18 protein-coding genes are annotated in these 24,120 nt (G+C 40.9%); 2 read left to right on the top strand and 16 right to left on the bottom strand.

Annotated features, from left to right (window positions below; translation table 11 throughout):
• From ACKWB9_RS02670 to ACKWB9_RS02700, 7 genes are all read right to left on the bottom strand, one after another.
• Complete coding sequence (locus ACKWB9_RS02670) at positions 1-708, bottom strand: hypothetical protein (protein WP_414001444.1); 708 nt, start codon at positions 706-708, stop codon at positions 1-3.
• A gap of 3 nt (positions 709-711) precedes the next feature.
• Positions 712-2,076, bottom strand: a complete 1,365-nt coding sequence (locus ACKWB9_RS02675; RefSeq protein WP_414001445.1) for a TolC family protein — start codon at positions 2,074-2,076, stop codon at positions 712-714.
• Positions 2,073-5,378 (bottom strand): efflux RND transporter permease subunit, encoded by a 3,306-nt coding sequence (locus ACKWB9_RS02680; protein ID WP_414001446.1) that lies wholly within the window; start codon positions 5,376-5,378, stop codon positions 2,073-2,075. Before ACKWB9_RS02680 ends, ACKWB9_RS02675 begins: the two co-directional genes overlap by 4 nt.
• Positions 5,378-6,508 carry an efflux RND transporter periplasmic adaptor subunit gene (locus ACKWB9_RS02685; protein ID WP_414001447.1) on the bottom strand — a complete coding sequence of 377 codons (1,131 nt, stop codon included), beginning with the start codon at positions 6,506-6,508 and terminating at the stop codon, positions 5,378-5,380. The genes ACKWB9_RS02680 and ACKWB9_RS02685 overlap by 1 nt, the downstream gene beginning before the upstream one ends.
• A 10-nt stretch (positions 6,509-6,518) precedes the next feature.
• Positions 6,519-6,920: a MarR family winged helix-turn-helix transcriptional regulator gene (locus tag ACKWB9_RS02690; protein ID WP_414001448.1), complete on the bottom strand. Its 402-nt coding sequence runs from the start codon at positions 6,918-6,920 to the stop codon at positions 6,519-6,521.
• Between the two features lie 208 nt (positions 6,921-7,128).
• Positions 7,129-8,007, bottom strand: coding sequence for a leucine-rich repeat domain-containing protein (locus tag ACKWB9_RS02695; protein ID WP_414001449.1), 879 nt, complete (start codon positions 8,005-8,007; stop codon positions 7,129-7,131).
• A 169-nt stretch (positions 8,008-8,176) separates the two neighbouring features.
• The gene (locus ACKWB9_RS02700) at positions 8,177-10,087 is read right to left on the bottom strand and encodes an ABC-F family ATP-binding cassette domain-containing protein (protein WP_414001450.1); all 1,911 of its coding nucleotides are present in this window, start codon (positions 10,085-10,087) and stop codon (positions 8,177-8,179) included.
• A gap of 99 nt (positions 10,088-10,186) precedes the next feature.
• On the opposite strand from ACKWB9_RS02700, the gene ACKWB9_RS02705 reads away from it, so the two are divergent.
• Positions 10,187-10,576 (top strand): DUF983 domain-containing protein, encoded by a 390-nt coding sequence (locus ACKWB9_RS02705; protein WP_414001451.1) that lies wholly within the window; start codon positions 10,187-10,189, stop codon positions 10,574-10,576.
• Here the strand turns inward: ACKWB9_RS02705 and ACKWB9_RS02710 are convergent.
• The 9 genes from ACKWB9_RS02710 to ACKWB9_RS02750 all read right to left on the bottom strand — a co-directional run bounded on the left by ACKWB9_RS02710 (position 10,573) and on the right by ACKWB9_RS02750 (position 22,528).
• A complete protein-coding gene (locus ACKWB9_RS02710; RefSeq protein WP_414001452.1) occupies positions 10,573-11,625 on the bottom strand; it encodes an NAD(P)/FAD-dependent oxidoreductase in 1,053 nt (350 codons plus the stop codon). The two genes, ACKWB9_RS02705 and ACKWB9_RS02710, sit on opposite strands and share 4 nt — an antisense overlap.
• A gap of 192 nt (positions 11,626-11,817) precedes the next feature.
• Positions 11,818-12,705, bottom strand: coding sequence for a type IX secretion system ring subunit PorN/GldN (porN, locus tag ACKWB9_RS02715; protein ID WP_414001453.1), 888 nt, complete (start codon positions 12,703-12,705; stop codon positions 11,818-11,820).
• Between the two features lie 70 nt (positions 12,706-12,775).
• Positions 12,776-14,335 carry a type IX secretion system motor protein PorM/GldM gene (gene porM / locus ACKWB9_RS02720; RefSeq protein WP_414001454.1) on the bottom strand — a complete coding sequence of 520 codons (1,560 nt, stop codon included), beginning with the start codon at positions 14,333-14,335 and terminating at the stop codon, positions 12,776-12,778.
• Between the two features lie 54 nt (positions 14,336-14,389).
• The gene (porL, locus tag ACKWB9_RS02725; RefSeq protein ID WP_414001455.1) at positions 14,390-15,037 is read right to left on the bottom strand and encodes a type IX secretion system motor protein PorL/GldL; all 648 of its coding nucleotides are present in this window, start codon (positions 15,035-15,037) and stop codon (positions 14,390-14,392) included.
• A gap of 97 nt (positions 15,038-15,134) precedes the next feature.
• Positions 15,135-16,502, bottom strand: coding sequence for a T9SS ring complex lipoprotein PorK/GldK (gene porK, locus ACKWB9_RS02730; RefSeq protein WP_414001456.1), 1,368 nt, complete (start codon positions 16,500-16,502; stop codon positions 15,135-15,137).
• Positions 16,503-16,624: 122 nt separating this feature from the next.
• Complete coding sequence (locus ACKWB9_RS02735; protein ID WP_414001457.1) at positions 16,625-17,782, bottom strand: formimidoylglutamase; 1,158 nt, start codon at positions 17,780-17,782, stop codon at positions 16,625-16,627.
• Positions 17,783-17,833: 51 nt separating this feature from the next.
• Positions 17,834-20,329 (bottom strand): type I DNA topoisomerase, encoded by a 2,496-nt coding sequence (gene topA, locus ACKWB9_RS02740; protein WP_414001458.1) that lies wholly within the window; start codon positions 20,327-20,329, stop codon positions 17,834-17,836.
• A 121-nt stretch (positions 20,330-20,450) separates the two neighbouring features.
• Complete coding sequence (locus tag ACKWB9_RS02745) at positions 20,451-21,722, bottom strand: LVIVD repeat-containing protein (RefSeq protein WP_414001459.1); 1,272 nt, start codon at positions 21,720-21,722, stop codon at positions 20,451-20,453.
• Positions 21,723-21,799: 77 nt separating this feature from the next.
• Complete coding sequence (locus ACKWB9_RS02750; protein WP_414001460.1) at positions 21,800-22,528, bottom strand: hypothetical protein; 729 nt, start codon at positions 22,526-22,528, stop codon at positions 21,800-21,802.
• Positions 22,529-22,672: 144 nt separating this feature from the next.
• Here ACKWB9_RS02750 and miaB point away from each other — a divergent pair, with 144 nt between their 5' ends.
• A complete protein-coding gene (gene miaB, locus ACKWB9_RS02755) occupies positions 22,673-24,118 on the top strand; it encodes a tRNA (N6-isopentenyl adenosine(37)-C2)-methylthiotransferase MiaB (RefSeq protein WP_414001461.1) in 1,446 nt (481 codons plus the stop codon).
• Positions 24,119-24,120 lie beyond the last annotated feature (2 nt).

Consider the following 24,120-nt stretch of genomic DNA (forward strand, 5'->3'; position numbering starts at 1 on the left):
CTATTCCTGATTTTTCCCGAGTGTCTTGAGTAACTGCTCCATGGTCATTTTTTGTATAAGGTTCTCCGCATTGGAACTAAAGACCCTTCGTTCTCTCAGTCTCACTATTAACTCGCCGTTTTCCGTTTCCAAAAACAATTGGGAAGCATCTTCCCTTATTTCTTCCAATCTTAAATCAAAGCGCTTTTTCATGGTAATGGCACCATCCCGATTGGAAAGGCTAAAACCGGCATAATCGAACAAGCGTTTTAGCCCGTTAAAAAAAATAAAACCGGTCCCGACCAAACTTGCCAGAGCAACATTAATAGCCAGGGAGAAGACATTGATCTCATTTCCGTTCATAAACATAGAAACCAAGGAGGCGATCCCGTAAATCCCTGTCAAAAAAACCAAGAGCCCTACGATTACCGATATACTGTCCGTGAGCAATGCCTTTGTGGTACGGGTCACTACTATGCCGTCTTCCTTGAATTGGGCCGAAAAACCAAAATCCGTGAGATAATCCAAATTCTTTATTTCTTCAAGCTTTTGTGCAATGGTCGCTTCAAGCCCACTCTTATTTACCGCAATACATCTCTTTTCAAAAGCTGTATTAAGCTCAAGCTGCGATTCAAAAGTCAACATCCTATGCTGATCTAAAAGCTCCAAAAGTTCGTTCTTCGATTTTTCGCTATACATTCCTTTCGCTTGTAGAGATTCCACATCCATCCCTTAAAATTCGATGTTCAGAAGCTGACCTGTAAGCTGCAATAGTTGCAACTCCGCTAATTTAGCATCATATTTGGCCAAATTCTTATTGGTTTGTGCATTCAATAGGTTTATCTGCGCCTGTCTAAACTCGATCGAGGTTATTCTCCCTAATTGAAATTGTTCCCTGGAACGCTCAAAATTATTTTCATTGGTCCGAACATTCTGTTCCTGTATCCTAAAGATATTGAGTCTATTCTCATATATGGCCAAAGCGTTCTTCATATCTCGATCAACTTCCAATACTATTTGTTTCTTTACCAATTCTTGATTTTCATAGGCGATTTTTGCATTTTTGACCCGCACTGAAGTTCCTCCGCCATCAAACAAATTCCATGTTAAATTTGCTCCCAGGGCAAGACTGTTGACCGTTGAATTCGTCCCCGGGAAAACTGTCCCGGACAAGAAGGCGGAAGGCGGGTTCTGATTCCTGTTCCAACCATACGATCCGGAAAGACCAATGGTGGGCAAATACCCTGATCGGTTCACTTTAACATCATAGGCATTGATATTCAGGTTCCGCTCTGTTTGTAATATGGCCACATTGTTTGTGGTAGCCCGCCCCACAAATTCGTCCAATTTTAATTTTGGGATAAAATCAATGATCGTATCCACTTGATAAACCTCATTCAAGTTTTGATTTAGTACAACGTTTAGATCACGTCTGGCATTGGCCAATTGTTGTTGTGTATTCAACAGATTAATGCTATCATTGGTAACGTCTACCTGTGCGTTCAATATATCCAATTTTGTGTTCTGACCGTATTCAAAAGCGTATTCCGATCGGGTTATACGTTGTTTGGAAACTTCCAAGGCCTGTTGTTGTACGTTCCTATTTTCGGTTAATCTGGCAATTTCAAAATAAATACTGAACATTTGTAGCATTGTATTTTCTATGGTTTCCCTTGCCTGTAAACTACTTAACCGATATTGTTCCTTAAGCTTTTTAAAATCATAGCGTCTACCAAGGCCATCAAATAATACATAATTAAGACTTAGGGCGGCATTATACCTTTGGCTTTCCGCATTTTCCAAAGAGATATCGGGTCTTGGATTTCCGGTATCGTCCAATTGGCCGGGAAATTCCGTGTTTGTATCGTTGCGGTTATAGGCAGCGCCCGCAGTTCCTGTTAGGGTAGGTAAATACCCGGAATTTAAGATACCTTTATTATTTTCGGCGATCACCACTTGGTTTTTAGCCACTAAAATCCCAAAATTATGCTTCAACATCTTGGCAACGGCTTCTTCTTTGGAAAGTAATTGTTCCTGGGCCGTAAGGGTCAAAAATGGTATGACCAAAAATGTAGATAAAAGTCGTAATCCTATCATTCCGTTATTCCTTCCAATTCTTTTTTTGCTACTTCATTTTTTTCAGGTATCTCCAATTCTGAAGCGTAATTATTGCCAATGATCGTTTCTTTATTCTTTTGACCTTCCAAATAAAATCCTTCCTTTTTTTCTTTGATGGCACGCTCCACTTCTTCTTTGGTAATATTATGGCCATAAGCCAACAACATTTTTTTGGATTTTAATGTATTGCTGAAGGACAGGAATAAGGGCAGCATAATTAATGTCAATACCGTTGCTATGCCGATCCCGTATGCAATGGAAATGGCCATAGGTTTTAAAAACTGGGCCTGCCTGCTTGTTTCCGCCATTAACGGGGCCAGTCCGGCTATGGTCGTAACGGATGTAAGGAAAATGGCCCTGAACCTGGATTTGCCCGCTTCATAAATAGCGGCATCAAAAGTCATTCCTTCACGGAGATTGGTATTGAATTTACCGATGAGCACCAGTCCGTCATTCACCATAATCCCTATTAATGCGATAATACCCAATAACGAAAGTACATTGATAGGAAAATCATGGATCCAATGCCCCCAACCTACAGCGGTTAGACTAAAGGGTACCAATAAAAGCAGCATTAAAGGTTGACTGAAGCTCCTAAAGGTAAACGCAATAGTGATGTAGATAAGAAACAATACCGAAAGACCTACCATTTTCAATGATTTTGTCAGTTTACCCACTTCCCTGTTTTGGCCTTCATAAGAGGGGGTAACGGTGGGGTATTTAGACTGTATTTCCGGCATTATTGCATTTTGAATCTCTGCCATGATATCCGTTGGGCTATCTTTGGGGTTCTTAAGATCGGCGGAAACCTGTATCTCGCGTTGTCCTTCCAATCGGTTAATGGCCACATCTCCCCGGGCTATGGTGTAATCCGCAATTTCCTTTAAGGGAATCCTGCTTCCATTGGGCGTGACTATCCTCATATCGTCCAAATCGGAAATAGAAGATCTACTGGTCCTGTCATAACGCACCCATACCCGTATCTCATCCTGTGAACGCTGAAACCTTTGTGCCTGTGTACCAAAGAAACCGGCCCGTACCTGATTCATGACGGTTCTTAGGTCCAATCCCAGTAAATAGGCACTTTCTTTTAGTTCCAAGCGAATTTCCTTGATTCCGGCGGGGTCGTTATCTTCAATATCCTTAAGGGCGGTATTGTTTTTAAGGGCGGTTACGAGTTCTGTCTTGGCCGCTTTCAATTCCTGGATATTATTGCCCAAAAGGGAAACGGATACCGGGGAGCCACCAAAATTACCCCCGGAGCCATAAACAAGGCTTTCTACTCCCACAACAGGCCCTACAAGTTCCCTAAGTCTGTTGGTCACCAAACTTGAAGCAATCTCATCCGGTCTTTCTTCACCGGGAAGCAGGTTAATGGTCAAAGTAGCAGCGGACGAACCCGGACCAAGTCGCTTGATCATATTTTCAAAAAGAACCTTATCCGTTCCTTTTAAATACTTTTCCGTGAGTTCCTCATTTACGACAACGGCCTTGTCCTCTATCATACCAATAATGGAGTCCGTTATTTTTTCATTGGTCCCATTGGGCATTTGAAGTTCTACACGAACACGATCACTGGCAATCCTCGGAAAAAAGGACGTTCTAATTATGCCACCCCCAATGGACCCCATGGTGAGTATTAGGGCTCCCGCAAAGAAACTAAATGCAAGTACCTTATGATCCATGGCAAAACGCAGCACCGGGCCATATAGGTTATCCCTCATCCAGGCCATGGACCGATCACCTAATTCATTAATGATACGAAGTTTGGCAAACGCATTGGCCAAGCCTTTTTTAGGTTTTTTATCCACGGGCCGCAATGCCTTGGAATGTGCCAGATGCGCCGGCAATATAATCAGGGCCTCCACCAAGGAAACGACCAAGGTCAATATAACGATGACAGATACCTCACTAAAGAACTCGCCTATTCTACTGTCTAGGAACAAGAAGATGGAAAATGCCAAAATGGTGGTTATAATAGCCGATAAAATAGGGGGGAGTACCTCCATGGTGCCGTCTATGGCAGCCTGGACCGGTGATTTGCCCTTTTCATAATGTTGATAGATGTTCTCCGCAATGACAATACCGTCGTCTACCAAAATACCTATAACGATAATCATTCCAAAAAGGGAAAGGACATTGATCGTAACATCAAAAAAGCCTGCAAAAATAAACATTCCCAAAAAGGCTATGGGAAGCCCAAAAGCTACCCAAAAGGCCAAACGTGTATTTAGGAACAACGAGAGAAATATCAGTACCAAAATCATGCCCATAACGGCATTTTCCGTCAATAGTTGGGTACGCTGTACAAGCGTGGTGGAAAGGTCCGAGACCACATCCAGTTTTATATTGTTATACTTTTGATTAAAATCGGCTATATACTCCTTAACTTTTTCCGCAGAACCGATCAAATCTTCGGTATTGGTACTGGTAATGGTCATATTTACCGAAAGGTCATCGTTAAAATAACTGGCATTGGGCGTTTCGGAAAATCGGTCTCTAATGATGGCCACGTCCTTAAGGTGAACCGTACTTCCTGAGACATTGGCCCGCACGATCAAATTGGAAAGTTCATCTCCATAATAAGAACGATTGTTAGCCCTTATCAGGTATTCCTCAGTATCTGTCTTTATGTTTCCCCCCGTTACCAATATATTGGCATTGCCAACGGCCCGCGCTACTTCCGCAAATGAAATGCCATAGGCCAAAAGGCTGTTTTCATTTACGGCGATCTCTATTTCTTCCTGTGGATATCCCGTAATCTCTATCTGGGAAATACCATCAATAGCCCTAAGGTCGTTCTCAATTTGTCTTCCTACGTTTTTCAAGGTAACCAAAGGGATATTTTCCCCGCTTATGGCAAAACTTATGGTCTGGCGGATAGTCTCCCGCTTGGATACGATCAATGGTTCCATACCGGTAGGAAAGGTAGGTACACGATCTACGGCATTTTTGACCTCCAAGAGCATAAAGTCGATATCCCGACCTTTTTCGATCTCAACATTTATGCTCCCATTATTTTCCTTAGAGGTAGATGTTACCCGATCTACACCCTCCAATCCTTTGAGGTTGTCCTCTATCTTAAGTACGATACCTTCTTCAACCTCTTGTGGAGAGGCCCCGGGATAAGTAATATTAATCGTTATATTCTTTGAATCCGTAAGTGGGAAAAAAGAGGATTTCAATGATTTGGCACCTACAATGCCAAAAAGGGCAAAGGCAATGATCACCACGTTCACCGCAACATGATATCGAATAAAATATTCAATTAATTTCCGCATCACCTTTTAGATTTGGGCCGCTCATTTTCATAGACCTTCACCGTCATACCGACATATGCACCTATGAGGGGCCTGGACATTATCGTTGTGCCGTCGGTCACATTTTTGAGTACTACACGCTTATCCGAAAAATAAACGGGATCCACTGTGATCACATCCAAAATAGAATCCCTCACGACAAATATCTTATTTCCTTCCAATAACAGGTTCCTATCTATTTCTATAGCGTTTTGCTCCTCCTTTGCATTCAAATAGGCCCCCAAATACATCCCTTCCCTTAACTCTTCGTCCGTGACCTCTATGTAAGCCTTGATCGTCTGCGTAGCTTGATCTATTCTACCGTTGACCCGGGCAACCTTGCCCCTATATTCTTTTTGCCCTTCCAAGGTCGTTAGCGTTACATCTTCCCCGATCTTTAATAGGTTGCTATATGTTTTACTTACGGAAACCTCGAGTTCATAAACATCCGGATTAATAAATTCTCCCAGTTTTTGCCCGGAACGGACCAGGGTCCCTTCCGTTACCAATGTTTCGGTAAGAATTCCATTAAAAGGAGCAGAAATGCGATATTTGGAAAGGCGTTGTTCCAGGTTCCTTACATTATAATACCCTGTAAGAATTCCTCTTCCGGAAATAAAAAATTTTTCATTTTCCGTGGTCATTTTAGGCAAAGTAGGTGTGCTTTTGGACAGGTCAAAATTGTTAAGATAGGCTTGCCATTTAGGAAAAATATCCGGATAATCCAGGCGTAGGTCCGGCATTATCGAAGTTAATTGATTGTACAAATTACTTTTTGCCGATTGTACGCTGGCCGTATACTCGGAAGCATCGATATGTATGATCGTCTCCCCTGCCCGATAAGATTGCCCTTCCTTAAACCATTTATTTCCCTGCTTGAAAACACCTTGTACTTCTGCAAAAAGTGCTACTTTTTGTTTTGCGGAGAGATTGCCATTTGCGGTCACTACAATAGGTACCGTACCATTTTTTACTACTTTGGCAAAAACGGTCTTAACCGCCTTTTGGGCCTTAGGCCTCAAACTTTTTTTATTTTCCACTATGGCCTTGGCCATAAAGAAAGAGGCTACAATAAGGAGAAACCCTAGAATGGTCGTAACAATTTTTCTCATAAAGGGACAGCTATTTGTTCGTTGTTTCTAACATAAAATTTGCCTGGATCTTCTTTAAAAGTGATATCATTAATGTTTTGTCCTCTTTACTAATTTCGTTTTCCATAACATTTATGACCTTTTGGATTATTGGTCTTGTCCGTTCAAAAAGCACTATTCCTTTAGGAGTAAGGAAAACCTCGTTATTCCTTTTATCTTCCTTACTTTGAATCCTCCTTATGTATTCCTTAGCTTCCATTTTACGAAGTAATCTTGCCAGTGAAGATTTATCGCGAAATGTTAGGGTAGCCAGTTCATTTTGGTTAATACCATCCTGTTCATATAGTTTTTTAAGTATGATCATCTGCTCTTTGGTAAGATCCAAGCCATGATCATTAAACGCTTCTTGCAAATGATAATCTACAATTTTCATTGTTCTACCGAGCCAGGGGCCTATGGAAGTTTCAAAATCGATATCAAAAAAATTAACGGTTACAAGGCGAAACTAGTAAAAACCATATTAGTTGCACATGCAACCAACGTTAAATAAATCATAAAAACCTATAGTGTATTGCAAAACAAAATAGAGGTCCCCATGGAACCTCTATTTTCACCAAACTAACTAAAAGTGTAAACTACTCTTAATCTTCTATATCATCCTCGAACTTTGTATCGGCCATTCTGGTCCTATTAAAGTCGATATCCTTAAACTCAATATTTCGATCTTCCTTGTCATAGTCGAACACCAAAAACTCCCTGGTCTCCATCAGTTCTAAATTCTTAAAAGAATCAAATTTATTGTTCTGTATCTGCAAGATTTCCAAACTTGCCAATTGCCCAAATTCACTGGGAATTTCTCCATTCAATTTATTATTGGCCAATACCAGCTCTTTCAATTTTTTTAATTTGCCCATCGCATTGGGTATTGCCCCTTCTATACCATTCTCAAAAAGCCCTAGGGTTTCCAACTGGGTAAGTTCGCATAAGGTATTGGGTATAACACCTTTTAAGGCATTACTGGAAAGGTTCAATACTTTTAATTTTTTAATGTTACCGATACTTTCAGGAATTGCGCCTGTCAAAAAGTTATTGAAAACCGAAAGTTCTTCCAAGTTGGTCAGGTTTCCTATTTTCACAGGTATCTCACCTTTGATCCTATTCATCTCCAACTTCAAAACCTTCAGATTGGATAGGTTGGCTATTTCTTCTGGCAATTCTCCGGTTATTGCATTAAAAGCTAAATTCAATACCATTAAATGTCTTAGGTTTCCAATATCCTCCGGAAGCTGCCCCATTAAATTATTTCTGAACAGATTTATCTCGACTACCTTGTTATCGATTACCTTAACACCGTGCCACTGGGATACCGGAGTTTTTAAATCCCATTTCTTTACCCAATGTTGGCCATTGGTACTATGGTATAGACCAATCAATGCTTTCTTTTCTTTTTTTGAAACCTCGGCAACACTACTATTTGAGCATAAAAGTGCAAGAAATAAAATGGCGTACAGCTTTCTCATTTGTGCTTAGTTTATGAAATGAAACTCAGTTACAATATTCTTTTAAGAATTATCCTACAAATCTATTCTAATAACGGTGAAAAAGCAAAATTTATCGTTCAACGGCCCCATTTTGTTGTGAAAGCCTTAAAAAGTGTGGTGTATGGGCAAAAACTGTCCATATAAAAGCTTATTCCTTGGTTTCTATTTCCAAAGTAAGCGTTTCCCAACTTTCCATAAATTTTTGTAGTTCTTTCTTTTTGGACTGGTATTTATCAAAGAAACCGGGGGCTGCAATAGTCGCATCATAATCCATTAAGAGTTCATGGTCTATATTCTTGATTTCCTTTTCCAAGTCGGAAATTTTGCTTTCCAAAGAACTCAATTGGTTCTTAAGGCTTTTTATTTTTTTCTGATCTTGGAAAGAAGTATTCTTTTTGGGGGCAGTTTCTTTGACTTCAACGGACTGCTTTTTTTCGATAGCTCTAAAATCCTCGGCTTTTCGTTGTTCTAAATAAAAATCCACATCGCCCAGATATTCCTTTATTTTCCGGTTTTTAAATTCATATACCTTGTTCGTCAATCCCTGTAAAAAATCCCTGTCGTGTGAAACCAATATCAGGGTTCCTTCAAAATTCTGAAGGGCCTGTTTCAGGACATTCTTCGATTTTATGTCCAGATGGTTGGTAGGTTCGTCCATTACCAACACATTAAAAGGCTGCAACAGCATTTTGGCCAGGGCCAAACGATTGCGTTCACCTCCGGACAGGACCTTTACATATTTCTCCACCTCGTCCCCCCTAAAAAGAAAAGACCCTAAAATATCCCGGACCTTGCTCCTATTGGATTCGTTGGCAGCATCTATCATGGTGTCCAAAATGGTCTTGTTCCCATCTAAATATTCCGCTTGGTTCTGGGCGAAATAACCGATTTGTACATTATGCCCCGATTTTAGATGGCCATCAAAATCAAGTTCCCCGATAATGATCTTGGCCAATGTGGATTTCCCCTGACCGTTTTGCCCCACAAAAGCGGTTTTGCTATCGCGTTCTATTAAAAGGTCTATATGCCTCAATACTTGATTATCTCCATAATTCTTGGATAAATTTTCAATCTCTACCACGACCTTTCCGGGGGTAACGGAAACGGGAAACCGCAAATTCATGACACTATTATCATCCTCATCCACTTCAATACGCTCCATTTTGTCCAATTTCTTAATGAGCGATTGCGCCATGGAGGCCTTGGTAGATTTTGCCCTGAACTTTTCAATGAGGCGTTCGGCCTGCTGTATTTCTTTTTCTTGATTTTTTTGCGCATTCAACTGTTGTTGTTTTATCTCATTGCGCAACACCAAATATTTTGAATAGGGTTTGTTATAATCATAAATACGTCCCAGGGATATCTCTATGGTCCTGTTGGTTACATTGTCCAAAAACATCTTATCGTGGGAAACAATGACTACTGCACCGGTATAACCGTTCAAAAACTGCTCGAACCAGATAATGGACTCTATATCCAAGTGGTTCGTGGGCTCATCCAACAACAGCACATCATTGTTCTGTAACAGCAATTTGGCCAGCTCTATACGCATGCGCCAACCGCCCGAAAAAGTTTCCGTTTTTTTATCAAAATCCGCTCTGCTAAAACCTAGGCCTTGCAATATTTTTTCGGTCTCGCCCTGATAATTGTAACCGCCCAGTATCTCATAATGTTGGGTAACATCGTTCAAATCTATGATCAACTGATTATAGGATTCGCTTTCATAATCGGTACGTTCTGCGAGTTGATGGTTGATTTCATCCAATTTCGCCTCCAGTTTTTTGATTTCGGTAAAGGCCTGATAGCTTTCCTCCAGGACCGATCTCCCCTGTTCAAAATCGATATCCTGTCTTAGAAACCCTATTTTTATATCCTTTTCTATGGCTATTGTGCCGGAATCCAAGGGCATGTCCTTAGCCAATAATTTTAGCAACGTAGATTTACCGGCACCGTTCTTGCCCACCAAGCCTACTCTATTACCGGCATTTAAACGAAACGATATTTCCTCAAATAAATATTCTCCTCCAAAGGAGACGGAAAGGTTATGGATATTAAGCATGTCTACAATATAGTTTCGTTATCTTAAAATCAAATTTAAATATTACCTTTTGCACAACAGGAATCCATGCAATTCCTATTTTTGTAAAAAGCTTTGCAAATGTTAAAAAAAGGCACCAAACTCTACAGTATTTTAACAGGAAGTTGTCCTAAATGCCATGAGGAAAGTATGTATGTGGATAAAAACCCATACAGACGGGGGCATCTTTTCAAAATGCATGAACGTTGCTCCCATTGTAACACAAAATATAAAATTGAACCTTCTTTTTTCTACGGTGCCATGTATGTGAGTTATGGGGTAGGTATCGCATTTGCAGTGGCAGCATTTGTAATTGCAAGACTTCTTATAGGCGCTTCTTTAATATATACATTTATAGCCATAGTAGCTACTATGTTGGGATTCATGCCCGTAATTATTCGATTATCCCGAAACATTTGGATCAACCTGATCGTAAAATATGACCCGGAGGCAAAAACGGCACAGCTTTAAGTATTCCAATCCGATCTGAACCTTTCCACGTCCATTTCAGCAATAAGCGGCTCGTTATTTTCAATATACCCGTACAATGCTTTTGAGGCCCAGGGCGCTATCATAATCCCATGGGACCCAAAACCGTTAAGAACCCAAAACCCCTTATGTACAGGGTGTCTTCCGACTAATGGCCTCCTATCTTTTACCGTAGGCCTTACTCCCGCAATTTGATCCACAATCTCATAATCACAATTGATCAAGTCCTTAAGCTGACTTTCCAATTGGTGTCTCCCTAATTGGGTAGGTACATTGGTCTTATCATTACTGTTATAATTGGCCCCTACCTGATATAGATCATTTCCCAAAGGGATGAGAAAAATTGAAGATTTAACGGCACATTTTTCTTTTAACCCTTTTGATTTTACAATCAAATATTCTCCCTTGGAGCCCTGTAAGGGCAGGTAATTGAAATAAGGGTTTTGTTTTAGGCCAAAACCTTCTGCAAAAACAATGTTCCTCGCCTTAATGTCTCCGTAAGATAGATACTCCCCTTCTACATTCAATCTATCATATTCAAATGTGCCGGGCTTTATAAGACGATGTTCCAAAAGCCATTCCTTATAGGATTCCAATACAATTTTTGTATTCAATCTACCTGTCCGTAATACTTTTCCAAATCCTAAAGTTGCCTTGATCTTCGTATTTCCATTCTGTAAAAGTTCGGTAGAGAGATAGGGGCTTAAACTGGTTTTATCCGTGGCTTCGAACCACAGGTTTTGTTCCTCTGTAGATGCAAAACGTCTTAATACGGGCAGCTCCAAATTAAAATCAACGCCCAATCTGGTCTCTAGATCGGAATAAAATACATTAGCGGTCTTCAATTGTTCCGGTGCCCTCCAGGAAAGTGTAAATCTTTTGAGAATTACCGGGTTATAAAGTCCCCCGGCAACTTTAGAAGAGGTTTGGGAATCATCGCTCATGACGATAAAGGTCTTACCGTTCTTTTTTAACGTTTCGCAAAAAGAAAGCCCGGCCAAACCTAAACCAACTACTATATAATCTACCATTGGGCAAAGGTAGAGAATTGGCATTACAGAATAAACGAATCCATAGTATACTTCCCATCCGGAGAGGTATTGGATCAGAGGTGTTTTTTTAGTATTTGTTCTAAAGAAAAGACCACATCTTTCGATGTGGTCTTTTGTATTTTGAATTGGAATGTATTTTAATATCGATATAAAATATCGATCTTGATTTTATTAATAGGCCCACATATCTTGTTCCCGATCCCTGATCGTTTCCTTGATGCGTTTTGCCTCCAATAATTGGAACAGGGCATTATCCGCTATATAATCGCTTACTTCACGGTCTCCGTGAACATTATCCTCTTTATAGATCACCGCATTAAACCGCCGTGCATTCAACAACATATCAAAAGATATGGGTTGTGCCGAATTGCGTTGGTTAAATACTTTGGAATCATGCAGTATTTCACGCGCATCTGGATACCATACCCAAAAAAGCTCTACTTTATCCGGATCTTCGTCATCTATAAAGTTTACATCGGGTGCAACGGGTGCTATACCCAAAAGACGATACTTTAGCTCGCCCTGCCGTTTATCAAAATACCACATACCTTTAATACGGTATTCTTCAATTTCGGCCGCGGTAATGTTTCTTTTGGTAATGAATTCCTCTGAAACCTCTTCTCCCGCATTCATTTGCTCGTAACCGTAATCCAAGGTATCCGTTTTTTGTAAGGAAGCGGATAAATCCTCAAACTTTCTTTTTTCGGTAAAATAGGAATCGGCATATACTTCTAAATTACCATTTTTAACGTTTTTCATCAAAACGTGGTACAAAGACCTTCTGTCCATACCAATATCCGTAGTATCCGTAGGATAGTATAACGGGAAATTGACCCTTTCGTCCAAATCTATGGTTTCCCATAAGGTCTTGGACCAAAGAATGTCCCTATCGTCCACATAACCATAGGCTAACGGGGCATCATTATCGACCGCCTTTTGTTTTTCTGTTCTTACGCCTACTTCCTGAGGCTTTTTGGCATTTAAAATATTCGCCTGAGCCATGATTGAAGCTGGCAACAATGTTACTGCTCCGATTATTAAAACATTTTTCCAATTCATGTTTGTTTCACTTTAAAATTAACCGGGCAGCAATTGAATATGGCTACCCGGTATCATTTTTCTAATTTTATTAGTTTGTAATCTCCACAACGATCGGAGATACTTTTTTCAACTTATAACTTTTGTTGTTCGTGATGAAAGCGTTGATATCGAATATCTGTACGACATCACCTCTCTTGGCACGTTTTAAGGCAGATTTTGCCCTTGAATCCAATTTTCTTCCTTTAACGCTAACCGTAGGCTGGCCCGGAACCTTAAACTTGAATCCGCTTACCGCTAGGTTCAAATCAAAATCAAAGTCTTCCAATAAGGCACCGATCGTAGCGATCTCCACATTTCTACGCGGTAATTTAACACTACCCGTTTGCTTGCTCAATGAACCTGAAGGCCTTGGAATATCTTTAATCCTAAAGGTTGCAGGTGTATTGATCGGTGTCCCATCAGGTAATACCCCTCGGGCGTTGATCGTTACTTCCCTACCTTTTCCAGGGTTCATGATATACTTGCTTGAACTAACTTTCTTAAGACCTGGAGCGGATGCGGTTACTTTGTTATCCGGGATACCAGGTATGGAGATGGACATTGGGTTTGCAACGCCACGGTACACTACGTTCATCTTATCCGCAGCAATCAAAGCGGAATTTGGTTTTGAAATGGTCGCGAAAGAGTTTTTTACGGACACTTCAATTTCCTCACCGTCTTGCTTAAAGAACAATGTACCGGCAACTTCATGGTCTCCGGCAGCACCGGAACCGATCAGCATTTTCACGCCTCCAGCTTCCAATTTATAATCTTTGCCTTCTGCCAGTTTTCTACCGTCCAAGGTCAATTCAGCCCTTACCGGGGTAGATGTGGCATCCGTCTTGCTAATAATAATCTTACCATCATACTTTTCTCCTGTATAATAGGCCGATTTGGTCGCAAAAAGAGATGTAGCAAAGTTTTTCAAAGAAACCTGACTTGTCAACTCGCCTTCCAACATAGATTTTAAAGCGGCTTCTTCGGTCGCTTTTACATCTGCCTGCAAAGCGGTCAATTTTGCCAAGGAAGCTACCAAAGGGTATCCTTCATAATGATAGTTGATCCAATCTTGTTTGGCACCGTCCCTCTTGGTTACTTTACCGTTTTCGTCCCCGGTCTGGAAACGTGTATTTACGGACTCCTTTAAAGAGGCGGGGACAATTGCAGCTACTTGGTTTCTGTAGTCCGTAAGTCTTTTCATGAACTCCTTTCCATCCTTGGAAAGGTTATCTCCTTGAAAAAGCTTTTGGTCCAACCAATCGGAATTATCCATACGGGCATAGTCCTTAGCGTCTTCCAAACCTTCTGTCATTCCCTTTTTTAAGGTCTCCAGATAGTCAAAATACTCCTGTGACATTGCCTTGATTTTTTGGGCGTCCGTATACATCTTGTTATACTTGGCCGCATCTTCGGAAGCCTTGGTCCCAAGACTTTCCAAAAAGGCATCGTTACTTGCCGTTGTCTTTGCATTGGAAGTCTCTAGCTTTTCATTCATGATACCGAATGCAGCTAGCACTTCTTTACTCATATTTAACGCCAGCATTGCTATGAAGATCAAATACATTAAGTTGATCATCTTCTGACGTGGTGTTTGTTTTCCTCCTGCCATGGTTTTTTAATTAGATTTTAATTACTACTTGATTTGGGTTTGGTTAAAATCCAATTAATTTTTGCTCATTGCGCTCAACATACCACCGTAAACTCCGTTCAAGGAAGAAAGATTGGTCGCTAAAGATTCCATTTGATCTTTAAGGGCACTGGCGTTCTGAACAACTTCTTCATTAACGGAAGCTTGCTTACTGGCACTTTCCAATTGTACTTTATAAAGACTGTTCAAAGACTCCATTTGAGCGGCAGCCTGTACCATTTCATCAGAATATTTCTTAGTGGATTCCATAGCATCTACCGCAGGGGCTATACCTTTAGCGGCACCTTCAAAGTTCTTGATGCTGGAGCCCAAGCTTTCCATAAGGTTGGCATCTACACCGGCTTCTTTCAATAAGTCGTCCAATTTTTTGGAAAGGGACGTTTCCGTTTCTTTAAGTTCAGAACCTTGGTTCTTTCCATTGGAAGCACCACCGGCCAATTCTGGATACACCAAAGACCAATCGTACTCATCGTCTACGGGTTCAAATGCACTAATAGCGAATATAAGGGCCTCTGTAATAAGACCTACCGCCAATAACAATCCACCTGTAAGGGGTCCAAATTCCCAGTGAAGGATTTTAAACAATGCACCAATAATTACTACCGATGCTCCAAGGCCATAGGCCATGTTAAATAATTTCTTTGTTGATTTTGACTGTGCCATGATTTAAATTTAATTTAAGGTTTAATAATAAAGATTTGGTTAAAATTTGATTTGAAACTTGTGTTAAAATATAATTGGGTTATTAACTTTCCATTGTTTATTGCGTCGAGTCTTCTTCTCCCATATAATCCTGTACCGTTCTGAAACCTACATAACTACGTGCGGAATCAGCATACTCATAATCCCGTGTACTCACTTGCAGGAAGTAGGCCACATCTTTCCATGACCCTCCTCGGATAACCTTTCTTGTGTTGGATTGGTCCCCTCCGTTAGGGTTCATTGTAGAAACATAGTCATAGGCACTTGGATCGTAGCTAGAATTTGTCCATTCCGCAACATTCCCCGCCATATTGTACAGGTTAAAATCATTGGGCTCATAAGACTTGGCCTCTACGGTATATAGCGCCGCATCCGCTGCATAATCCCCTCTTTGTGGTTTAAAGTTCGCCATAAAGCAACCTGTATCGCTAATCACATACGGACCGCCCCATGGATAGGTACCTCCTTCGATTCCACCCCTGGCGGCATATTCCCATTCGGCTTCGGTAGGCAATCTAAACTGATTTACAAACTGCTTGCCCTTACTTTTTTGGTCATCATTTTTAAATTTAGTCCTCCAATTACAGAAGGCCTTGGCCTGTTTCCATGAGATGCCCACTACAGGGTAATCACTATAGGCGTCATGCCAAAAATAATCGTTGTGCATGGGCTCGTTATAGGAATATTCAAAATCTTTGATCCAAACAGTGGTATCGGGATAAATCTCCAATTCTTCCGTACGGATAAAATCTTTACGGCTCCCTTTGCCTTTTTTAGCGGCACGGGCAGCGGCTTCTATATCCATCCAACTGTATTTGTACTTTAATTTTGTGACATCTATTGTCTTCTGGCCGTTGTACGATTCTTCTTCCGGAAGATAAATGGAATCTACCATAATCTCCGTATAGTATTCGTCTGGATAGTCCGAAACATCCCAAATCAGGTCTTCATCCTTGTTCAAGGCCCTTCCTTCAAAACCTGTTTGACCCAAACCGGAATAATTGTCCAACATGTATTTATCATATTCAGATAGTTTTGTTGTATCGGCATCCTTAAAGGCATATTCCCCAATACCTCCTTCTTCGGGCCCAATGCCCAGTTCATCCGCTAAAATGGCCAATTTGGTCCTAACAATAGAATCTTTGACCCATTCTACAAACTGACGATATTCACTGTTGGTTATTTCGGTATCGTCCATATAAAAAGAACGTACCGTCACTGTTTTTGTAGGAGCGTTTAAAACCTTCGCCTGATCCTCTTCACTTTTCCCCATGATAAAAGAACCTCTTGGGATAAGTTCCATTCCATATGGTTTTTCCGGGTACCATTTTTTTCCTTGGACCCCGACTAGCTCTCCTTTTGTTTTTGAACCACAACTTGATAGCAAAAAAACAAACGCTATAGATGACAACAATAGCTTCTTCATACTTTAGGTTAAATTTCGATTTTGGTTATAAACTGCAAATACGATTGTTTATTCTAATTTCTAAAACTACGTTTTGATTAAATTATTGTATCGTAGCCCGTTAATCCTATAAAAAATCCTATTTAATTAAAGCCCTTCTTATAAGCCTTAAACCACCGTTCGGGAATGTTTTGATTACATGCATCTAAATAGTCCTGTTCGGTGCATGGTAATAACGCAGGTGTATCTGGTTTAGTATGTGAAGTAAAAATAGATGGTACTTCTATCCACCATCTTTGGGTCAATAGGCTTTTGTAGAAAACAAGTTCCTCCGTATCCGTTGGAACCGTGTATTTTGTAAAATCGTCCGTTTTGGAATAGGGCGTCTCTTTTATCCTGTAATTGACCCCTTCTATAAAATACCAAATTATCTGGGCGATGAGCTGTTGTGACTGGACGGTATTCTCCATTTCATAAAGGCCAAAAACGGATACTTTATCACTGATGCCGGCATATCTTGCAATGGCACAGATTTCCCTACCCGTAAATCCGTTCGGGGAAAAACTGGCGGACATGGATATTTCGCTCGCCTTAATGGCCCGCACATCCAAACTTACCATATGTGCATTCCTTAAAACTGGTTCGGCCAATGACAGGTCATTGGCAATTTCACCCAAACGATATGCATCAAAAAACAAACGCTCCATAAGGTCTGCTTCCTCTTGTGCGTTAAAGTAACTTTGATATCCTAAATTGGAAAAATTAAAGAGATTGTTGGGCTTATCGGTAATGATCTTACTCATATAGGAATGGGAAGAGATAAGCTCATCATCCATTCCAAAATCAAAACGGCTATCTATCGCCACTAGATTGATCATATCCCTTATACCGTCAAAAGCACGATAGGCCGGATAGGTAATATCCTGAGTAGCACCTATAATTATTGGTATAATATTTTCCTCCAACAATCCGGCCACAATTTCCTTTACCACAAAATACGTATCCTCTACCTCGTCCCCTTCCTCTAGGTCTCCAAGATCCACCAGTGAAGCGTTCCAATTACCGAACATCAATTTATACAATTGGATCCTTATGGCGGATACATCCAATTTTTCCAACTTCTTCTCAAAGGCATTTCTGGATTCCCTGACCCCCAGGATGGCGACCGTAGCATTTGCCAGTACCGGCAATCCATCTTTGACCGTATGGATATAGGTATTTTTTCCAAGGGCCTGAGCCGGTAGCAGCTCACAATGTGCAAGAACTTTATCTTCTACGGGAACTAAAAAATCAAATGCCATATGATCGGTTATTGGGTATTTGAGTTTATGGTTTATGCACGGGGAATCGCTTTATTTCTTCGCTTTGGGCTTTGCCTTTGCCCTGGTTTTCTTTTTAGGTGTCTTTTGTTCGATCAGTTTTTTGGCCTCCTCTAGGGACATTGTAACAACATCTACGGTTTTGGCCAATTCCACTTTTATTTTCCCCTTGATCACATTATGACGCCCCCATCTTGCCTTTTCTATACGAATACCTTCTTCGGGCCAGTCTTGCACCAGCTTTTCTATTTCTTTTTGTTTTTTGGCTTCGATAAGTTCTTCAATATCCGATTGTGACAAATTATCAAAATCATAATTTGTAGTAATATTGATGAACATACCGTCCCATTTTATAAATGGGCCGAACCTACCTTTTCCCTTGGTAACGTCCTTATTTTCATAGGATGCTATCGGCGCATCCGCTTTTTCCTTTTCCTGAATCAATTCTATGGCCCTATCCAGTTGAACTTCCATGGCACTTTCGTCCTTAGGTAGGGAAACGAATTTTTTCCCAAAACGCACATAAGGACCAAACCTGCCTACATTGGCCATTATTTCCTCACCTTTATAGCTACCTAATTTCCGGGGAAGTTTAAAAAGGTCCACAGCCTCTTCATAGGTAATGGTGGTCAATGACTGATCGGGCATTAAACTTGCGAATAACGGTTTTTCCTCTTCATCGGCGGTACCGATCTGGGCCATAGGGCCAAACCTTCCTAAACGTACCGAAATCTGCCTACCGGATTTAGGGTCTTTTCCCAAAACACGTTCTCCGCTGGCACGGTCCGCATTCTCTTCAACATCTTTCACGTTAGGCTCAAAATCCTTGTAAAAGTTCTTCATCATTTTTTTCCAGTCTTCCTCACCAGTAGCAATCTCATCAAAATCCTCTTCTACCTGGGCGGTAAAATTATAATCCAGGATGTTCGTAAAATTACTGACCAAAAAATCGGTCACGATCATCCCGATATCCGTAGGGACCATTTTACCTTTGTCCGAACCTACATGCTCGGTAAGGCTTTTTTCCTTGATCTGCCCAGATTCCAACAGGAGTTGGCTATATTTTCTTTCCGTACCTTCCACAGTTCCTTTTTCCACGTATCCCCTATTTAGAATAGTAGAAATTGTAGGTGCGTAGGTAGATGGTCTTCCTATACCCAATTCTTCCAACTTCTTCACCAATGAAGCTTCCGTAAAGCGATATGGCGGACGCGTAAAACGTTCCGTACCGGTCATATAATTGTTCGTTAGCTCCTCACCCTGCTTCATGGCCGGTAACATTCCTTCCTGTTCTTCCGTAATGTCTTCGTCGTCCATGCCTTCCATATATACTTTTAGGAAACCATCAAATTTAATGACCTCACCATTGGCGGTAAACTCTTCTGTGTGCGTATTCGTCTTTATCCTTACATTAGTACGTTCCAGTTCGGCATCGCTCATTTGGGAGGCCACCGTTCTTTTCCAGATCAAATCATATAGTTTGGACTGATCCCTTTCTAAAGATGGGGATTGGTTGCCCATATCCGTGGGCCTTACGGCCTCATGTGCTTCTTGGGCCCCTTTGGTCTTGCCGGTAAAGTTCCTTACTTTACTATAGTTCTCGCCGTAGTTTTTTACAATCGCTTCTTTAGCGGAATTTAGGGCCTCATTGGACAGGTTTACACTATCCGTCCTCATATAGGTGATAAGGCCGGCCTCATATAAACGCTGGGCTACCTGCATGGTACGCCCCACGGAAAAATACAATTTTCTGGAAGCCTCCTGTTGTAAAGTCGATGTGGTAAATGGTGCGGATGGTGATTTTTTAGCTGGTTTTTTAGTCAATTTACTGACCGAAAATTCCGCTCCGATATTTTTTTCAAGAAAGGCTTCCGCTTCTTTTCTCGCGGCAAATGTTTTTCCCAATTTGGCCGAAAAAACGTTTCCTTGTGCTGTTTTGAACTCCGCGGCAATACGAAAGGACGCTACCGGTGTAAAGGCCTCTATATCCCTTTCCCGTTCTACGATCAATCTAACCGCGACAGATTGCACACGACCGGCAGAAAGTCCCGGTTTGATCTTTTTCCAAAGTACCGGGGATAACTGATATCCCACCAATCTATCCAAGACACGCCGTGCCTGTTGCGCATTTACCAGGTTGTAATTGATTTCCCTGGGGTTCGCTATCGCCTTTTGAATGGCCGATTTGGTCACCGAATTAAAAACGATACGCTTGGTCTTTTCCTTATCCAATCCCAAAGCCTCCGCCAAGTGCCAGGAAATAGCTTCCCCCTCCCGATCCTCATCACTGGCCAACCATATGGTCTCCGCTTTTTTGGCCAAATCCTTTAATTTTTTGACCAATGCCTTCTTCTCCTTATCAACAATATATTTGGGTTCAAAATCATTTGCTACATCCACCCCCAACTCCTTTGACGGTAAATCCGCAATATGCCCAAAACTGGACTCTACCTTAAAATCCTTACCCAAAAACTTTTCAATGGTCTTGGCCTTAGCGGGAGACTCAACAATTACCAAATTCTTAGCCATGCGTTCCTTTTTATGAGGAACAAAAGTAGTTGAATTTTTTAATTTGATTTCAGATTATATATATCGACATAAAAAAACACCTTGCTTTGGCAAGGTGTTTTCGCATTAATTTCATTGCCAATTATTTCAGATCGAACGTACTTATCAATTGAATATCGCTATCCAGATATTCATATTGATATAAGGTTTGATCACCGATCATAAGTAACGAATTGGCAAGTGGAATAACATCGTAGGCCACAATGTTTTCAAAATGATTCAACTGCGTGACATTAGGCGCATCACTTTTATCAAAAACCTTTAAGCCCGAACTGCCATCACAAATAAACAATTGATCCCCCTTTATTCCCAAACCACTTGGACCATCCATAGGGTAAATAACTTTGAGTTCGGGATTTTTCAAATCCGAGACATCTACAACATAAAGACCGCTTTCTACGCTACCACAAAAACCGCCTCCTTTTAAAGTAACATAGGCATAATCCCCGTCTACAACTACCGGATCGCAGGCCGTACCGTGTCTAAACTCGGAGATAAACTCCGGTTTTACCGGGTCTTTAATATCATAGATATACATCCCCTGTCTACCTCCTATAAATAGGATATCTCCTTGATTAAAAATCGTTTCAATATCCCAGGCCACCTTAACATCGTCCAGAACCTTTGGGTCTTCCAAATTAGAAATGTCAAAAATATTGATGTTGCTGTAATCCACTACATATAAATAATCCCCAACGATCTTAAAACGGGCCAAAGACCCTCCCTGGCCTACAGTAGGTTGTGGGGAACCGGAATCAGAATTATTGAGCGCAAACTCACAGGAATTACAAGAAAATTGTTTTTCATAATCCGAAACCAACCTCCTTTCTGTTTTTATCTCCCAGTCCACGATGACATCTCTCTGGGAATCATAATCCCCATAGTCATAAATATCCGCTCGAGGGGATTCTAAATTTGCAATCCAGATGCCGCCATTATTATATATGGCATTTACCACACGGCCCGTGAGTTTTATGTCATCAATATCCGATATATCAAAAATGACCAAATCGCCATAACTGTCCGCATATAGTTTATCGTCCTTTATAGAAATATCATTGTTGCCTTCTAATTTAATAAAGGCAATACTTTTAGGCGAAGCGGGATTCCTGTTATCCACTACATGGAAACCACGATCAACGTCGTTTACAAAAATATAATCCTGATACGCATAGATTTTCCCGGAAGATACTATAGGAACCGGATCTACAATATCAATAGCTTCAGTTTTAAATGCAATAGCATCCACAACCACGGGACGGGCCACTAAATATTCTTCATAAGGGCCATCATTATCACAGGAAACAAAAGAGGTCAATGTAATGATGAATAATAAAAAAAGATTCTTTTTCATTGTTTGGCAATTTAAAAAGTTATACCCATTAGATGTGGTATTTTACTTTTAGTTGCGTAACGTATTGAAAAAGATCGTTATACCTCCGTATTAAAACCTACACCATCCTTATACATGAAATAGATCGGAACCTTGGCGAGCATGACCGTAAACAAAATTCCTATGCAGCATAAAACAATGCCCAATTCGGCAACAATGCCCATTACGAGAACAAGGCCAAAGATGACCAACCAGTTCTTGTTGCCCAAATTAAAACTGGATTTTATGATTTCCATTGCCGAAAGATTTTCGTTAAAGGCCAAAAAAGCAGGAAAAAGGGACATCGGAACCAGTAAGTAGATCAATCCTATGCCACAAGCAAGCATTCCCAGTATAGTTAAACCTACCATGAGCAAGGATAGGTTTAAAATTTTACCCAAACGTCCTTCCTTAAAAAAATAAAAGTAATCGTCGTTTCCGGCCAAATCCATATCCTTTTGTTTACAAATTCTCAGAAATGCCGCGTTAAGGGCAGTTCCAAAGGTCATAATCCCAATCAAGAACACGGGCATTAAAATAAACATGCTAACGATTACAATAATCGGCGGGGTTTCGTTCTGTAGCATTTCCGGATCTGTTATTCCGGCAGCGATCAACGGGATATAGATCATAAGATAGAAAGGGAGTATGGTAACAAATGTCAACAAGAGGGTAATAAACCCCTGTAGCCATACTTTTTTGAACAAATCTATAGATCGGCTAAAAATACTGCCGAACTCCAAAGAAGGTTTTTCCTTGATTATTTGGTTTAGGGTGTCAAAATTCATAGTGGTTGTTTCAGTTAATCACGGTTAAAATAAAAAGAAGTATGCAAAGTCTAAAATTACCATAAAATAACTGTCAACTTGTCACGCTTTTGAATATAATATTATCTTTGCGAACCCGCTATTTTTAGTGTAATGGATATGGTCATGGAAAAAACGATCGACGAAAACATTCAGGGAACAGCTTTACAGTTGGAAAACACATCAAAGAACAAGCGCAAGCTTTATATAGAAAGTTACGGTTGTCAGATGAATTTTTCGGACAGTGAAATCGTGGCTTCCATTTTAGCCAATGAAGGTTTCAACACTACGCAGGAACTTAACGAGGCGGATCTTGTTTTGGTAAATACGTGTTCCATCCGTGAAAAAGCGGAACAGACGGTCCGCAAACGCCTAGAGAAATTCAATGCCGTAAAAAAGGTCAACCCCAATATGAAAGTCGGTGTTTTAGGGTGTATGGCAGAGCGACTTAAAAGCAAATTTCTGGAGGAGGAAAAAATTGTGGATATGGTGGTAGGGCCAGACGCCTATAAAGACTTGCCCAACCTTATCCAAGAAATCGATCAGGGAAGAGATGCCGTAAACGTAATCCTTTCCAAAGATGAGACCTACGGCGACGTTGCCCCTGTAAGGTTAAATTCCAATGGTGTTACCGCATTTGTCTCCATTACCAGGGGTTGCGACAATATGTGTACTTTCTGTGTAGTCCCGTTTACCCGTGGGAGGGAACGGAGCCGAAATCCACATTCCATTATCGCGGAAGTAAACGATCTTTGGGACCGGGGCTTTAAAGAAATTACGCTTTTGGGCCAGAACGTGGATAGCTATTTATGGTACGGCGGCGGACTCAAAAAAGATTTTGACAAGGCATCGGAGATACAAAAGGCGACCGCCGTAAACTTTTCCAAATTGTTGGAACTAACGGCCCTGGCCCAACCTAAAATGCGCATCCGGTTCTCGACATCCAATCCCCAGGATATGACATTGGATGTTATCGAGACCATGGCAAAGTTCCACAACATCTGTAATTATATTCACCTGCCTATTCAAAGTGGGAGCAATCGCATACTAAAGGCCATGAACCGTTTGCATACACGGGAGGAATATTTTGAATTGATAGACAATATTAAAAAGATAATACCGGACTGCGCCATTAGCCAGGACATCATTGCCGGTTTCCCTACGGAAACGGAAGAAGACCATCAAGATACGTTATCATTAATGGAGCATGTAAAATACGAATATGGCTTTATGTTCGCCTACTCCGAAAGACCCGGAACCCCCGCTGCTAAAAAATTGCCCGATGACGTTCCGGAAACCGTTAAAAAAAGAAGGCTTCAAGAAATTATAGCCGTACAACGAAAACATGCCGCTTATAGAACCGGTCAGCATGTTGGTAAAATAGAAGAGGTATTGATCGAGGGAGCTTCCAAAAAATCCAAGGACGAATGGATGGGGAGGAACTCGCAAAACATCGTCGTTGTATTTCCAAAGGAAAACTATACGGTCGGGGATTTTGTAAATGTAAAGGTCAATGACTGCACATCGGGTACCCTTATCGGGGAAGCCGTAGGCTATTCCAATAATAATTAAAG

Source organism: Maribacter spongiae (genome assembly GCF_047345125.1).
In the GTDB taxonomy this organism is placed as follows: domain Bacteria; phylum Bacteroidota; class Bacteroidia; order Flavobacteriales; family Flavobacteriaceae; genus Maribacter.